The organism is Pseudomonas sp. KCJK9058 (genome assembly GCF_046230975.1).
Classification (GTDB): Bacteria; Pseudomonadota; Gammaproteobacteria; order Pseudomonadales; family Pseudomonadaceae; genus Aquipseudomonas; species Aquipseudomonas alloputida.
Genome location: NZ_JBJJLR010000024.1, coordinates 1 through 14,978, shown reverse-complemented (window position 1 = coordinate 14,978; position 14,978 = coordinate 1). Strand labels below are relative to the sequence as shown.

The window sequence follows — 14,978 nt, the reverse complement described above, 5'->3', positions numbered from 1 at the left end:
ACGTGAACAACAACAAACCTCTCCCACGCTTTCGCGCCCTGGCGCTGGCCCTGGCGGTCAGTACTGTGGCCGTTGGCAGCCAGGCCGCAGAGGCCGCTAATGCCCTCCACATCCAGGCCCAGCCGTTGGGTTCGGCGCTGAACCAGCTCGGCCAGCAAACCAGCCTGCAGCTGTTTTTCAGCCCCGAGCTGGTCGCCGGCAAACAGGCCCCGGCGGTATCGGGCAACCTGGCGCCGGTGCAGGCGCTGCAACAGCTGTTGCAAGGCAGCGGGCTCACCTACGAGATGTCCGGGGACACCGTTGTAGTGAAGCCTCTGCCGACTACCCTTGACCTGGGCAGCGGCAGCCTGGAGCTGGCACCCACCGACATCAAGGTGGTCGGTGACTGGCTGGGTGATGCCCAGCAGAGCGTGGTACAGAACCACCCTGGGGCACGCACCGTGGTACGCCGCGAGGCAATGGTGGAGAAGGGCTCAATGAACGTGCGCGACGTGCTGCGCGGCATCCCCGGCGTGCAAGTGCAGGACTCCAACGGGACCGGTGGCAGCGACCTGTCGCTGAACGTGGGCGTACGCGGCCTTACTTCGCGCCTGTCGCCGCGCTCCACGGTACTGATCGATGGCATCCCGGCCGCCTTCGCGCCGTATGGCCAGCCACAGCTGTCGATGGCACCGATTTCTTCTGGCAACCTCGACAGCATCGACGTCGTGCGCGGTGCCGGCTCGGTGCGCTATGGCCCGCAGAACGTGGGCGGCGTGATCAACTTTGTAACCCGGGCGATTCCGGAAAAGGCCTCGGCAGAGCTGTCCACCACCCTGGAGACCTCCCAGCACGGTGGCTGGAAACACACCGAGTCAGCCTTCGTCGGTGGCACGGCCGACAATGGCATGGGCGTGGCGCTGTTGTACACCGGGGTGAATGGCAACGGTTACCGTGAAAGCAACAACGGCAACGACATCGACGACGTAATCCTCAAGACGCATTGGGCGCCAACCGATGTCGATGAGTTCTGGCTCAACTTCCATTATTACGATGGCCGTGCCGACATGCCGGGTGGCATGACCCAGGCCCAATACGACAGCAACCCGTACCAGTCGCTGCGCGATTACGACTACTTCGCGGGCCGGCGCAAGGATGTGTCGTTCAAATGGCAGCGGCAGCTCGACGATGCCACCCAGTTCGAAGTGCTGACCTACTACACCGACAGCTTCCGCGGCAGCACCATCGCCTCGCGGGACATGAAGACGTTGTCGTCGTACCCGCGCAACTACCACACCTTTGCCATCGAACCCCGTGTGTCGCGCATCTTCTTTGCCGGCCCAACCACCCAGGAAGTCAGTGTCGGTTACCGTTACCTGAAGGAAGCGATGCGCGAACAATCGACTCGCCTGGCGCTGATCGACAACGTGCCGACGGTGACCCCGACTTCCGACGGCCACGTGTTCCAGGACCGCAGTGGCGGCACCGAGGCCAGCGCCTACTACATCGACGACAAGATCGACGTGGGCAACTGGACCATCACCCCTGGCGTGCGCTTCGAACACATCAATACCGACTGGCGCGACCGCCCGGTGCTGGACGCCAACAACCGCCCGGTAGCCGAGAAGAAGCGCAGCATCACCAGCAACGAGCCTTTGCCGGCACTGAGCGTGATGTACCACGTTTCCGATGCCTGGAAGGTGTTCGCCAACTACGAGACTTCGTTCGGTAGCCTGCAGTACTTCCAGCTGGGCCAGGGCGGTTCTGGCAACACTACGGCCAATGGCCTGGAACCGGAAAAAGCCAAGACCTACGAAATCGGTACCCGTTATGACAATGGCGGCTTTGCCGGTGAGCTGACGGCGTTCTACATCGACTTCGATGATGAGCTGCAGTACATCAGCAACGACGTGGGCTGGACCAACCTTGGTGCGACCAAGCACCAGGGCATCGAGGCTTCGGTGCGTTATGACCTGGCCGGGCTGGACCCGCGCCTGGACGGGCTGTCGGTGAGCGGTGGCTACACCTATACCCGCGCGACCTATGAAGGGGATATCCCAGGGTTCAAGGGCCGAGACCTGCCGTTCTATTCACGCCAGGTGGCCACTGCCGGGGTGCGTTACGCAGTTAACCGCTGGACCTGGAACCTGGACGCCTATGCCCAATCGAAGCAGCGTGCGCCGGGAACCGGGATCAATGCCGATGGCAGTTTCAATGGCGACTACATCACCGAGCCGAGTGCTGACGGGCAGTATGGCGATATTCCGGGTTATGTGACCTGGCATGCCCGCGGTGGGTACGAATTCGGGCCTGAACTGTCCAACCTGAAGCTGGCGGCGGGGGTGAAGAACCTGTTCGACAAGCAGTACTTCACCCGCTCCAGTGACAACAATGCCGGCCTTTACGTGGGTGAGCCGCGGACCTTCTACGTGCAGGCCAGTGTTGGGTTTTGATCGAGATTGCCGGGGCCGCTTTGCGGCCCTTCGCTCGCTCCTACACATTGATCGGTGGTGGACATACATCGGGCATTGAACACAGGCCGTTGTAGGAGCGGGTTTACCCGCGAAGGGGCGCAAAGCGCCCCCGACGATTACGAAACCACCGCCTCGGCCGGCGAAACGATACTGCTCTTCGCCCCCCGCGATCTCCCCGAGCTCAGGTACGCGGCAATCGACTCCTGCGTCACCTCGCCCAAGAACACCTGCTCGGCATCCAACACTGGCAACCACGCGCGGTTGAACTCGTACATGCGCGACAACAGGATGCGCAAATGCTCATCGTACGAGGCCGTGGCATTGAACGGCCGCAGGAAATCGCCACACGTCCCTTGCTGGCGGTGCATGTCGCGCCGGCGCACATAGCCCAAGGCCTTGTTTTGCGCATCGGTCACCACCACGTAGCGGCGGTCGTGCTCATCCAGCAGCTCCAGCGTGTCGCCCACCGGCGTTTCCGGGCTCACCGACGGCGCGTTGTCCGCTGCATCCTCGGCACGCACCAGCAACAGGCGTTTGAGGGTGCTGTCCTGGCCCACAAAGTTGCTGACGAAATCATCCGCCGGGTGCGCCAGCAGGGTATCCGGGTGATCCAGCTGCAACAGCTTGCCGGCACGGAAGATGGCAATCTTGTCGCCCAGCTTGATCGCTTCGTCGATGTCGTGGCTGACCATGATCACGGTCTTGTTCAGCGCCCGCTGCATTTCGAAGAACTCGTTCTGGATCATTTCGCGGTTGATCGGGTCGACCGCGCCGAACGGTTCATCCATCAACAGCACGGGTGCATCTGCTGCCAGGGCGCGAATCACGCCGATACGCTGTTGCTGGCCACCAGACAGCTCGCGCGGGTAGCGTTGCAGGTACTGCTTGGGTTCGAGCTTGATCATGTGCATCAGCTCGCGAGCCCGCTCGTGGCATTTCTGCTTGTCCCAGCCAAGCAGGCGCGGGACCACGGTAATGTTCTCCTCGATGGTCATGTTGGGGAACAGACCGATCTGCTGGATCACATAGCCGATGTGACGGCGCAGGGTGACTTCGTCCAGGCCGGTGGTGTCTTCGCCATTGATGAACACCTGGCCCGAGGTGGGCGTGATCAGGCGGTTGATCATTTTCAGCGTGGTGCTCTTGCCGCAGCCCGACGGGCCGAGGAACACGCAGATTTCCCCTTCATTGACGGTGAGGCTTACCGAGTCGACGGCTTTGACGTCCTTGCCGTTGACGTTGAAGGTTTTGCTGAGGTTCTTCAGTTCGATCATGAGCGCAGTCCTTCTGGAGTCAGGGCACGTTGCAGGGTTTGCAGCAGCAGGTCGGCGATGATCGCCAGCAGGCTGACCAGTACGGCGCCGACCAGCAGCATCGACATGTCGCTGCGGCTGATGGAAGTCAGGATCAGCACGCCGAGGCCGCCGGCGCCGATGGTGGCGGCAATGGTCATCACACCGATGTTCATCACCACGGCGGTGCGCACGCCGGCGAGGATCACCGGTACGGCGATGGGCAGCTCGACCATGCGCAGGCGCTGGCCGAAGGTCATGCCGATGCCACGCGCGGCTTCACGGATACCGGGCTCGACATTGGTCAGGGCCAGGTAGGTGTTGCGCATGATTGGCAGCAGCGAATAAAGAAACACGGCAGTGATCGCCGGCAAGGGGCCCAGCCCCTGGCCGAACTTGGAGTAGAACGGCAGCAGCAGGCCGAACAACGCAATCGAGGGGATGGTCAGCAGCACTGTGGCGCTGGCCTGCAGCGGGCCGGCCACCGCCGGGAAGCGGGTCATCAGGATGCCCAGCGGCACGCCAACGAGGATCGCCAGGCCGACGGCGATGCCGACCAGCATGATGTGCTGCCAGGTCAGTTGCAGCACCTGGGCCCAGTCGAGGTGGGCGAACGTGTCGAGCAGACTCATGGCTGTACCTCCTTGGGGGGATGCTCTCGCAGGAATGCGGCGGCCACAGCGGTCGGGTTCTGGTGGTCTACGTCAACCTTGGCATTGAGCTGGCGCATGGTCTCGTCATCGAGCTGCTCGGCCAGTGGCTTGAGCAGGGCGACCAGTTGCGGGTTGGCGTCGAGCACGGCCTTGCGCACCACCGGGGCGGCGGTGTAGTCGGGGAAGTAGTGCTTGTCATCTTCGAGCAGCTTGAGGTTGAACGCGCTCAGGCGACCGTCGGTGGTGTAGACCAGGCCTGCGAACACCTGGTTGTTGTGCATGGCCGTGTAGACCAGGCCCGCGTCCATCTGGCGGATGTTGGCGCGGCCGACCTGCAGGTCGTACATTTCCTTGAGCCCGACCAGGCCGTCGGGGCGGTTGGCGAACTCGGTGTCCAGAGCCACCAGGTGATTACGCTTGCGCTCGTCGCGCAGCACCTGGTTGAGGTCGCTGATCGAGTTGATCTGCGGGTAGGCCTCGGCGACCTGCTTCGGCAAGCCGAGGGCATAGGTGTTGCTGAATTTCGACGGGGTCAGCCAGATCAGGTCTTTTTTGGCATCCAGCTCCTTGACCTTGGCGTAGGTGGCCTCGGCGCTGGGCATACGCTCATCGATGTGGTTGTAGGACACCAGCGACACCCCGGTGTATTCCCACATCAGGTCGAGCTGGCCGGTTTCCTGGGCCTGGCGAGCGATGCTGCTGCCAAGGCCGGTGGTGACGCGTACGTCAAAGCCGTTGGCGCGCAGGTACTGCGCGGTGATTTCGGCGAGCACGGTCTGTTCGGTGAACACCCGCGCGCCGATGCGCACCAGGGGTTTTTCCGCTGCCTGGGCAACTCCTGCGAACAGCAGGGCCGCGCCCAGCAGCAAGGCGATTCTCTTCTTCATACGTTTCCTATCCTTATTGGGCCAGGCCACGTTCCAGCCAGCGCCTGCTGGAGAAACTCACCGCCGCGTCCAGCACCAGTGCCAGCAGCGCGGTGCAGGCGGCACCCAGCAGCAGCTGCGGCTGGTTGTTCAGGGCGATGCCGGGGAAGATCAGGCTGCCCAGGCTGTTGGCGCCGATCAGGAATGCCAGCGGTGCGGTGCCCACGTTCAGCGCCAGGGCCACGCGTACGCCGCCGACGATGATCGGCACGGCGTTGGGCAGTTCCACCTGCCAGAGTTGCTGGCGCGGGGTCATGCCGATGCCGGTAGCGGCTTCCTTGAGCGAGGCGGGGACGTTTTTCAGGCCTTCGTAGGTGTTGCGCACGATGGGCAGGAGGGACGCGAGGAACAGTGCGAAGATCGCAGGCCCGGCGCCGATGCCCAGGATACTCAGGGCGATGGCCAGAACGGCCAGAGGGGGGATGGTGTTGCCAACGTTGAAGAACTGCATGAAACGCTCGGCTTTGTCGACCCGGTGCGGTCGACTTAACGCAATGCCAGCGGGGATGCCCACGGCCAGCGCCGCCACCATCGAAGCCAGCACCAATACCAGGTGCGCTTGCAGGTAGAACCCAAGATCGTCGCGATAACGCGCGATCGTGTCGATGCCGATCCAGTGGACCAGCAGGGCCAGGATGACGAGCACGGCGGCCCATCCCAACAGCCCCTTTCCGTAGCGTTTAGCCACAGGCGGACTCCTTGTGTTGTCGGCGAGCACACTTCTTGGAAGCCGGCCAATCCTGGCGGCGGGTGGTGTGTTCGCGAGTAGCAGCGAGATGCAAGCCGAAGGCTGCGATCAGGCCATGAGCCGAACCCCGTCGGGCCCGAAAATGCTGATGAAACCAGTCCCCAACCGAAGCGGGTTGCAGGGGAGTGGACGTCTCCGTGGGCGTAAAGGTTCCCATCTGAGGCGGCATTTGGCCAGCGTTAATCGCTGGGTGGCAGGATTTTTGGCGAGAAAAAACAGCGACTTAATGCGCTGCAGGCGTTGAAATAACTGCGCTTTGGGCATTTGTCGTGATAAATCGATTGCCTGTTGGATTTCTTTGTCTGTGCCGGCCTCTTCGCGGGTAAACCCGCTCCTACAGTGACTGCACCGCATCCGAACCCTGTGTCGTACCTGTAGGCGCGGGTTTACCCGCGACGAGGCCGGCACAGGCGCCATTCATTCGGCAGATTTTGGTCCAGGCCCAACTTCAGGTATGATACTGCCCCTTTCAAATCCCCCAGTCAGGCGATTTCCCATGACCAACCAGGCCGCCGAAGTCGCGAAGCGCCGCACTTTCGCAATCATTTCCCACCCCGACGCCGGTAAGACCACCATCACCGAGAAGCTGCTGCTGATGGGCAAGGCCATTGCCGTCGCCGGTACCGTGAAGTCGCGCAAGTCCGACCGCCATGCCACCTCCGACTGGATGGAAATGGAGAAGCAGCGCGGCATCTCCATCACCACCTCGGTGATGCAGTTCCCGTACCGCGAGCACATGATCAACCTGCTCGACACCCCCGGCCACGAAGACTTCTCGGAAGACACCTACCGCACCCTGACCGCGGTGGACTCGGCGCTGATGGTGCTCGACGGCGGTAAAGGTGTAGAGCCGCGTACCATCGCCCTGATGGACGTGTGCCGCCTGCGCGACACGCCCATCGTCAGCTTCATCAACAAACTCGACCGAGACATCCGCGACCCGATCGAACTGCTCGACGAGATCGAAGCCGTTTTGAAGATCAAGGCCGCGCCAATCACCTGGCCGATCGGTTGCTACCGCGACTTCAAGGGCGTGTACCACCTGACCGGTGACTACATCGTGGTGTACACCCCGGGCCACGGCCACGAGCGCACCGAAGCCAAGATCATCCAGAAGCTGGACTCGGACGAAGCCCGCGCGCACCTGGGCGACCAGTACGATTCGTTCGTCGAGCAACTGGAGCTGGTGCAGGGCGCTTGCCACGAGTTCAACCAGGAAGAGTTCATCAACGGTCAGCTGACCCCGGTGTTCTTCGGTACTGCACTGGGCAACTTCGGTGTCGACCACGTGCTCGACGCCGTGGTCGACTGGGCGCCGCGCCCGCTTGGCCGTGTGGCCCACGAGCGCACCGTGGAGCCTGTGGAAGAGAAGTTCACCGGCTTCGTGTTCAAGATCCAGGCGAACATGGACCCGAAACACCGCGACCGTATCGCCTTCATGCGCATCTGCTCGGGCAAGTACGAGAAGGGCATGAAAATGCGCCACGTGCGCTTGAACAAAGACCTGCGTATCGGCGATGCGTTGACGTTCTTCTCCTCCGAGCGTGAGCAACTGGAAGAAGCCTTTGCCGGTGACATCATCGGCCTGCACAACCACGGCACCATCCAGATTGGCGACACCTTCACCGAAGGCGAGGCGCTGGGCTTCACCGGTATCCCGCACTTCGCGCCGGAGCTGTTCCGCCGCGTCCGCCTGAAAGACCCGCTGAAATCCAAGCAACTGCGTCAAGGCCTGCAGCAGCTGGCCGAAGAAGGTGCTACTCAGGTGTTCTTCCCTGAGCGCAGCAACGACATCATCTTGGGTGCGGTCGGTGTGCTGCAGTTCGACGTGGTCGCCAGCCGCCTGAAGGAAGAGTACAAGGTCGAGTGCGCCTACGAGCCTATCACCGTCTGGTCGGCGCGCTGGATCAGCTGCGATGACAAGAAGAAGCTCGAGGAATTCCAGACCAAGGCCATGGAAAACCTGGCCATCGACGGCGGCGGTCACCTGACCTACCTGGCGCCGACCCGGGTCAACCTGGCGCTGATGGAAGAGCGCTGGCCGGACATCAAGTTCCGCGCTACCCGCGAGCACCATTAAGGCCTGAAATCGGGGCTGCTTTGCAGCCCTTCGCGGGCACGCCCGCTCCCACAGGGAATCACCAGACCTGGAGGTCATGTGATACCTGTGGGAGCGGGCGTGCCCGCGAAGGGCCGCTAGGCGGCCCCATTTCAATTTCCGGCTTTGATACTGGTCCAGATTCGCGTACGAATACGGTCGATCTTCGCCGGCATCGCCTCCAGCGCATACAGCTTGCCCATCACCTCGTCGCTCGGGTAAATCATCGTATTGCCCTTCATCGCCGGGTCTACCAGCCCGTCTGCCTTGAGGTTGCCGTTCGCGTATTGCACATGGTTGCTGATGTTGGCCATCACCTCCGGCTGCAGCAGGTAGTTCATGTAGGCATATCCGGCCTTTTCATCCGGCGCATCGACGGGCATGGCGACCATGTCGAACCACATTGGCGCGCCCTCCTTGGGTATCGAATAGCCCACCTTCACGCCATTGTTCGCCTCATCGGCGCGGTTCTTCGCCTGCAGCACATCCCCCGAGAACCCCACCACCACGCAGATATCGCCGTTGGCCAGGTCGCCCGTGTACTTGGACGAGTGGAAATAGCTGATGTAAGGCCGCACCTTCATCAGCAGGTCCTTGGCCTTCTCGTAGTCCTTGGGATCTTGGCTGTGATGGGGCAAGCCCAGGTAGTGCAGGGCGATCGGCAGCAGTTCGGGGCCATTGTCCAGCACCGCGACCCCACAGCTTTTCAGCTTGCTCATGTACTCGGGCTTGAAGATCAGGTCCCAGGAGTCCACGGGCGCGTTGTCGCCGAGCACCGCCTTGACCTTGTCGATGTTGTAGCCAATACCGGTACTGCCCCACAGGTACGGGAAGCCGTACTGGTTGCCCGGGTCGTTCACCTCCAGCGCCTTGAGCAGCACCGGGTTGAGGTTGTGCCAGTTAGGTAGCTGGGATTTGTCCAGGCGCTTCAAGGCCTTGCCCTGGATCTGCCGGGCCATGAAATGGTTGGAGGGGAACACCACGTCGTAGCCGGAATTGCCGGTCATCAACTTGCCATCGAGGGTTTCATTGCTGTCGTACACGTCATAGGTCGGGACGATGCCGCTGGCTTGCTGGAAGTTCTTCAACGTGTCGGGGGCCACGTAGCTGGACCAGTTGTAGATCTTCACCGTTTCAGCGGCGCTGGCCACGCTGGCGGCCAGCATCAGGGGGGCGAGGAGGAAGGTGCGCATGTCGGGTTTACCTTGCTTTGTCTGTTGTTATCGAAGGCAGGCGATCAGCGGATCAGAAAACAAGCACGTAGGTCTTGCGCACGGTCTCCTGGATGTCCCAGGTGCCGGTGCTGTTGGCCGGTAGCATCAATGCGTCTCCGGCTTCTATGACCAGGGGCTCGCCACCGTCGGGGGTGAACGTGCAGCGGCCCTTGATGAAATGGCAGAACTCCTGTTGCACGATCTGCCGCCGCCAGCGCCCTGGGGTGCATTCCCAGATGCCGGTTTCAACGCCATCGCTGCGCTCCACGCAGGTGACTGACGTGACTGCCACGGGTTCGCCGAGCGGTACCGCGACCGGGTTGGAGCTGTCGAGCACGGCAAATTCGGTGTTCTTGAACTGGGTGATGCTCATGACCGGTGGATCCTGTACGAGTGATAAGGGAAGTCAGTGCATGAAGCCTTCCATGAAGTCCGCAACCGAGATGGCCAGGCGCCGCCTCCACGGCGCGCTGGCGGGGTTGGCGAGGGTCCGGTCCTCGTGGACGAAGCTCTGGATGATCGCGTTGTAGCCCAGCCAGCGGCAGGGCTCGGGAGGCCAGCTGGCCAGGCTCGATAGCGGGCGGTTGTCGAGCACCCAGGGTTGCGCCGTCAGTTCGTTGCGCTGGTTGAGGATCAGCGCCGCCAGGGTGCGCCCACCCAGGTTGGTAGCCCCCACGCCTTCGCCGCCGTAGCCGCCGGCAAGGGCGATGCCGCGCTGGCGGTCGCAAAGCATGTGTGGGCGGAAGCGTCGCGCCATGCCGAGGTTGCCGCCCCAGGTATGAGTGATGCGTACCTGTTTGAGCTGCGGGAACAGTTCGCCGAACAGGTAGCGGCGCAGTTCGACTTCGTGTTCGTCGAGGTTGAAGTTCTCGCGCAGACGCCCACCGAAGCGGTAGCCACCGCGAGCACCGAAGACCAGGCGGTTGTCGGCGGTGCGCTGGCCGTAGGTGACCTGGCGGCTGCTTTCACTGAAGGCTTGGCCCTTGCTCAGGCCAATTTGCTCCCAGGTGGCCTCTGGCAGCGGCTCGGTGGCCACCAGCAGGCTCTGTACTGGCAATTGGTGTTTGCCCAATGGCGGCAGGCTGGCGGCGTAACCCTCCACGGCAGGCACCATCCACTGGCAGCGAATCTGTGCCAGCGGGGTACGCACCTCGCTCGGCTGCCAGTCGATGGCCGGGGTGTTTTCGTAGATCGATACGCCCAGCGCCTCCACTGCCCGGGCAAGGCCGCGCACCAGCTTGGCTGGCTGGATGGTCGCCGTGTGCGGGCTGTAGATGGCTCCAAACGCATTGCTGACCCGCAGCTGGCTCCCCAACTGCTCGGGGCTCAGCCAGCGGTAGTCGTCCTCGGTCATGCCTTGGCGATACAAGTCGTCGAGGTAGGCGCGCAGGCTGCGTTCCTGCTCCGGGTAGCGCGCCGCGCAATAAAGGACGCCGCCTTTGCGGTAGTCGCAGTCGATGCCTTCGCTTTGCAGCACGCGATGCACTTCATCCGGGATGCCGTGCAGCAGGTCGATGCTGGCGCGGCGCTGTTGCGGCGAGAGGGTGCCGAGCAGGCGGTCTTCGCCGAGCAGGTTGCCCATCAGCCAGCCCCCATTACGGCCGGAGGCGCCGAAGCCAGCGATTTGGGCTTCGATCACCGCAATGTTCAGCTGGGGGGCCTGGCGCTTGAGGTAGTACGCGGTCCAAAGGCCGGTATAGCCGGCACCGATGATGCACACGTCAACGTCGAGGTCATTGCGCAGTGCCGGGCGCGCGCACAGCGGCTCGTCGAGCTGGTCCATCCACAGGCTGAGCGTGCGCAGGGGTTGCATCGGGTTCGGCTCCACATCCGTCAAGGTCTGTGGGCGATGCTAGTGGTGTCAGTGGGCGGCTGTCTTACGTGCGTGCACGCAGGGAAATTTGCTTCAGGTAGGCCTTGGGCGTGAGCCCGGTGTGCTCACGGAAACACTTGTAGAACGCCGACAGCGAGTTGAAGCCGGCACTGAAGGCCAGCTCGTCGATCGTCGCCTCGACGCTGTCGTCGCCGAGGCTGGCCATCAGGTGCTGCAGGCGTGCCTGGTTGACGTAGCGATAGAAGCTTTGCCCCAGCACCTGGTTGAGCAGGTAGGAAATCTGGTTGCGGCTGTAGCCGCTGGCGTCGGCGACCTGTTGCAGGTCGAGCTCCGGGTCGAGGTAGGGGCGTTGACGCTGGAAGTAATGCTCCAGGTCCTGGGCCATGGTCGACAACTGCCGGGGCGACAGGCCCAGGCGGCTGGTGGCGGGGCGCGGACCGCTGTTGGCGTGGCCTGTGCCGTTCCGGCGGACCAGCGTGGCGTATTCGTTGACCCGCCAGATCAGCCCGTCCCTTACGGTGATCGCCTCGCTGGACTGGAACGCAACCAGGCCGTCGCCGCCCTGCACCGTGACCTGATACTGGATGAATGCGGTGCAGCCATCGACGCGGATGCGGTCGCTGTGGACGATGTCCTCGCCAGCTTCATGGGGCAGGCAAGCGCGTACGTAATCGCGCAGTTCCTGATAGCCGAGCACGCGGTTCTGAAAGAAGTCGTGGTACTGGATATCGGGGTGGTACAGCGCCATGACACCGTCGAGGTCGCGATGCTTCCAGCAGAGGTGGTAGCGCAGCACGATTTCGGCGGTAAGCGGGGTTTGCTCGGGGCCGTCGGGGAGGGTGGTGGCGATCATGGGTGGATAGTGCATTGCAGAACACCCAGGTGCAAGGGCGTGGATCCTGCATATTGCACGGTTTGCTCAGGCGGCTTGGAGGGTAAGCCTTTGATTCTTATGAATGTAGTTTTTTGATACAACTGGCATGGCGGCTGCACCTTTCTTGTCACCATCGAACAAGGAGAAAGGCCATGCGCTCGATACTGCTTTGGATGATTGGGGTGCCGATTCCGGTGATCATTCTTATCTGGTTCTTTATGCATTGAGATTTTGGGGGCCGCTCTTTGCGGCCCTTTTGCTGCAACTCTTCGCTACAAAAGGCGTGTGCAAGGCAGGCAATGCGCTGGGAAAAGCCCTCAGTTATCTGGCCAGCAACTGGAACAAGCTCTACTGATTAATCTCATCTTCGCATTCGGAGCGCGTCCATTGAACAGGTAAAATTCCCTGAATTTGCGGTTGAACACCGCGGTCAGCTGGCCGTGTTCGTCGTAGCGGTACTGGGTAAGCGTTTCCATCGCTTCGGTGCACCCCTGTAAACGTCATGCGGATCTTATTTTTTATTAACAAATTCAAAAGAAAATGATTTAAGTTCCTCCATTTTTTTCGAGCAAGGCTGATGCCTTTAGTTGCTCGCCCATCTCCCTGCTGTTAAATAGTACTTTCTTCAAGTCAAAAAACTCAAATTACTTTAGAGGCTAAATAGTAAGTCTTACCGAATCTGTAAGTTCATTACTAAACTTTCTGGAAGGCGAGAACGCTAAGCAGATCACTCCGCTCTCGACCTTGTAACTCATATAATGGCTACCTGTTTCGAGACTAATAAACTCGCCTTGAACTGCATTCGAGTCATCAGGCTCCAGCCCCCCTCCGGAAGTATCTTCCCCTGCGCCTATGAACACGCGTCCAGAAGGCATTTTCAAGTAAATTCCTCCGCTAGGATCTGATAAGTTTTCTTCAATTTTTACTTGATACCTACCATCCTCACCTAAATTTAAAAAAGCGATATTACCCTTATTCATCTCAGAAATTTCATCGCTTTGAATACTCCACCAATCAAATGTATCACTCATTCGATGACGTATTGCCTGCAAATCAAATATCGCTAAAGTTGCCGTGTCTGTAACCACAGAAAACTCGATGCTCATGAATCATTCTCATATTATTTTGCTAATTATATCGCCCGGTGCTAACCCTTGAATACGTAACTAGCAAATTTCAAAACATCCGATACATAAGCATTACAATAGTCCGTCGAGCAGCGAAATATCGTAGACCTTGTCCTTTACAATTTTCTTTGAAGTCATCGCTTCTTTTATTTTAACTTCATTCCCAGCCACGCCACCCAACTTAGCAGCACAATGTATCAAGACAGCAGGATATGAGTATTCATCCGGAGACAAAACAACATCACTTATAGTTCTATCAGCTGGCACGATAGCGGCTAACATTTTGGGAACATAGAATTCCTCCAGAACCAACCGAATATGACTACAGACTTCATCTGCCAAAGCAGGAGGCGGTGTTTTTATAGCCCCCCCAAAATCTCCACTAAACTGTTTACTTTGCTCACCTGACGAAATGAACGAAAAACACCCATCATTAAATAAATTACTTCTGTAAGGAGGTGTGAATTTTGACGCGCACTCAAAAAGCTCCCCCCCGGAAACCATCCCGGCAAGCACATAAGAATCTACGCGCGCGATATGATCCAAGAAAAGTTCACCCACATTTTTTTTATTATGCTTAAACTTTAATTTATTTTTTGTAGCCACCACGCCATCAAATTTTGACGCAACGATCTTTAACTCTTTAAGCAAGGCAGCCTCAAAATACAACCGATCCTCTGAACTCATAATTCACCCATATTTAAGGACATTGAATAGTGCATCATGCACGGCTCCTTTACCACCAAGCAATTTGCCGCGCGCACTTTTAGTATCAACTTTCAGCTTAGCCGCAGTACCACTAGATGGCTTAATGGTGCCTCCCCCAAGGTGCTGCGTAGTATTTGCAGGGTTGCTCATGTCAAATACATCTGCGGCTTTTTGGTTTTTGGTAAGCGAGCCTGCGCCATGTTTTACCTCAAACACATGCAAACTCCCCTGAGCATCTCTAGCAACAAAATCCGCTCTAATCCTACTTCCATTAACCTTCATGGTAACTTCTTCGGCAACTATCTTAAAGCCGTTACGCTCTAAGTCGTGCATCGCCTTTGATCGTCCCTTGTCACCACTTGCGGCGCTTTTGCACAAGCCTAATGGATCAATCCAGGTCAACGTATTTGGTGCGTACTCATAAAGATTATACCCGCCTTGAAGGCTTATCGGATCCTGCGTAATAAATCGCCCTATCTCAGGATCAAAGTATCTGAATAGACTATAATGCAGTCCTATTTCGGGATCAAAGTATTGGCCCTGGAACCGAAGGTTCTGCTCGACCTCACCGATAACAAGTTGCTCTAACGCTCCCCACGAACGATATGTCGCCTGCCAGACAATCTCACCCTCGCTATCGGTCAGCTCCAGCGGGGTTCCAATCTGGTCCGTATGGAAGTAATAGACTTTCTGCCCTTCTCCTTCAACTTGATCGACCCGCGCCAATGGCGCATAGCTACCCGGCTCGTACAGGTACAGGATGTTCTGCCCAGGCGTTTCCTCCCACAGCATCCTCAGCCCCTGCCAGAGGAAGCGCTTCTGCTCGGCTTCGCCATTGATTTCAGCCTGTTTGGCCACCCGCCTTCCCAGGCTGTCATACCGGTACTGCCCGGTGCTCTCCAGTCTGTCACCGACATACGTTTCAGCTTTAACCAGCCGGTTCTCACAGTCATAGGCGAAGTGCTGCAGCTTGCTGTGCCCCGAGCGTTTCTCGACCAGATTGCCCCACGGGTCGTAGCGATACTCCTGATCCCGCCACTGTTTGATCCGA

General features: G+C 59.6%; 14 protein-coding genes. 3 read left to right on the top strand and 11 right to left on the bottom strand.

Annotated elements, in window-relative coordinates; translation table 11 throughout:
- The first annotated feature begins 2 nt into the window (after positions 1-2).
- Positions 3-2,432, top strand: coding sequence for a TonB-dependent siderophore receptor (locus tag ACK59Z_RS14475; protein WP_409293308.1), 2,430 nt, complete (start codon positions 3-5; stop codon positions 2,430-2,432).
- A gap of 137 nt (positions 2,433-2,569) precedes the next feature.
- On the opposite strand, the gene ACK59Z_RS14470 is transcribed toward ACK59Z_RS14475, so the two are convergent.
- The 4 genes from ACK59Z_RS14470 to ACK59Z_RS14455 are packed head-to-tail and all read right to left on the bottom strand — an operon-like array spanning position 2,570 to position 6,012.
- A complete protein-coding gene (locus ACK59Z_RS14470; RefSeq protein WP_108191788.1) occupies positions 2,570-3,727 on the bottom strand; it encodes a betaine/proline/choline family ABC transporter ATP-binding protein in 1,158 nt (385 codons plus the stop codon).
- On the bottom strand, positions 3,724-4,377 hold the full coding sequence (locus ACK59Z_RS14465; RefSeq protein ID WP_003248487.1) for an ABC transporter permease: 654 nt from the start codon (positions 4,375-4,377) through the stop codon (positions 3,724-3,726). Before ACK59Z_RS14465 ends, ACK59Z_RS14470 begins: the two co-directional genes overlap by 4 nt.
- Positions 4,374-5,285 (bottom strand): glycine betaine ABC transporter substrate-binding protein, encoded by a 912-nt coding sequence (locus ACK59Z_RS14460; protein WP_108191787.1) that lies wholly within the window; start codon positions 5,283-5,285, stop codon positions 4,374-4,376. Before ACK59Z_RS14460 ends, ACK59Z_RS14465 begins: the two co-directional genes overlap by 4 nt.
- A 13-nt stretch (positions 5,286-5,298) precedes the next feature.
- Positions 5,299-6,012 (bottom strand): ABC transporter permease, encoded by a 714-nt coding sequence (locus ACK59Z_RS14455; RefSeq protein ID WP_004575998.1) that lies wholly within the window; start codon positions 6,010-6,012, stop codon positions 5,299-5,301.
- Positions 6,013-6,568: 556 nt separating this feature from the next.
- On the opposite strand from ACK59Z_RS14455, the gene ACK59Z_RS14450 reads away from it, so the two are divergent.
- Positions 6,569-8,152, top strand: a complete 1,584-nt coding sequence (locus tag ACK59Z_RS14450; protein ID WP_003248481.1) for a peptide chain release factor 3 — start codon at positions 6,569-6,571, stop codon at positions 8,150-8,152.
- A gap of 131 nt (positions 8,153-8,283) precedes the next feature.
- Here the strand turns inward: ACK59Z_RS14450 and ACK59Z_RS14445 are convergent, their stop codons facing one another.
- The 4 genes from ACK59Z_RS14445 to ACK59Z_RS14430 all read right to left on the bottom strand — a co-directional run bounded on the left by ACK59Z_RS14445 (position 8,284) and on the right by ACK59Z_RS14430 (position 12,086).
- On the bottom strand, positions 8,284-9,363 hold the full coding sequence (locus ACK59Z_RS14445; RefSeq protein ID WP_003248478.1) for a polyamine ABC transporter substrate-binding protein: 1,080 nt from the start codon (positions 9,361-9,363) through the stop codon (positions 8,284-8,286).
- A gap of 52 nt (positions 9,364-9,415) precedes the next feature.
- Entirely contained in the window at positions 9,416-9,757 is a 342-nt protein-coding gene (locus tag ACK59Z_RS14440; RefSeq protein ID WP_014589771.1) for a cupin domain-containing protein, read from the bottom strand.
- Positions 9,758-9,790: 33 nt separating this feature from the next.
- Entirely contained in the window at positions 9,791-11,197 is a 1,407-nt protein-coding gene (locus ACK59Z_RS14435; protein WP_319902857.1) for an FAD-dependent oxidoreductase, read from the bottom strand.
- A gap of 64 nt (positions 11,198-11,261) precedes the next feature.
- Complete coding sequence (locus ACK59Z_RS14430; protein WP_181318792.1) at positions 11,262-12,086, bottom strand: nuclear transport factor 2 family protein; 825 nt, start codon at positions 12,084-12,086, stop codon at positions 11,262-11,264.
- A 112-nt stretch (positions 12,087-12,198) separates the two neighbouring features.
- Between ACK59Z_RS14430 and ACK59Z_RS14425 the strand changes: the two genes are divergently transcribed.
- Positions 12,199-12,447, top strand: coding sequence for a hypothetical protein (locus ACK59Z_RS14425; RefSeq protein WP_181318791.1), 249 nt, complete (start codon positions 12,199-12,201; stop codon positions 12,445-12,447).
- Between the two features lie 301 nt (positions 12,448-12,748).
- Here the strand turns inward: ACK59Z_RS14425 and ACK59Z_RS14420 are convergent, their stop codons facing one another.
- The 3 genes from ACK59Z_RS14420 to ACK59Z_RS14410 form a co-directional block, all read right to left on the bottom strand.
- Entirely contained in the window at positions 12,749-13,198 is a 450-nt protein-coding gene (locus ACK59Z_RS14420; protein WP_409293304.1) for a DUF6386 family protein, read from the bottom strand.
- A 93-nt stretch (positions 13,199-13,291) separates the two neighbouring features.
- Positions 13,292-13,906 carry a hypothetical protein gene (locus tag ACK59Z_RS14415; RefSeq protein ID WP_143495887.1) on the bottom strand — a complete coding sequence of 205 codons (615 nt, stop codon included), beginning with the start codon at positions 13,904-13,906 and terminating at the stop codon, positions 13,292-13,294.
- Positions 13,907-13,909: 3 nt separating this feature from the next.
- On the bottom strand, positions 13,910-14,978 hold a 1,069-nt coding region (locus ACK59Z_RS14410; protein WP_409293302.1), incomplete at its 5' end, for an RHS repeat domain-containing protein.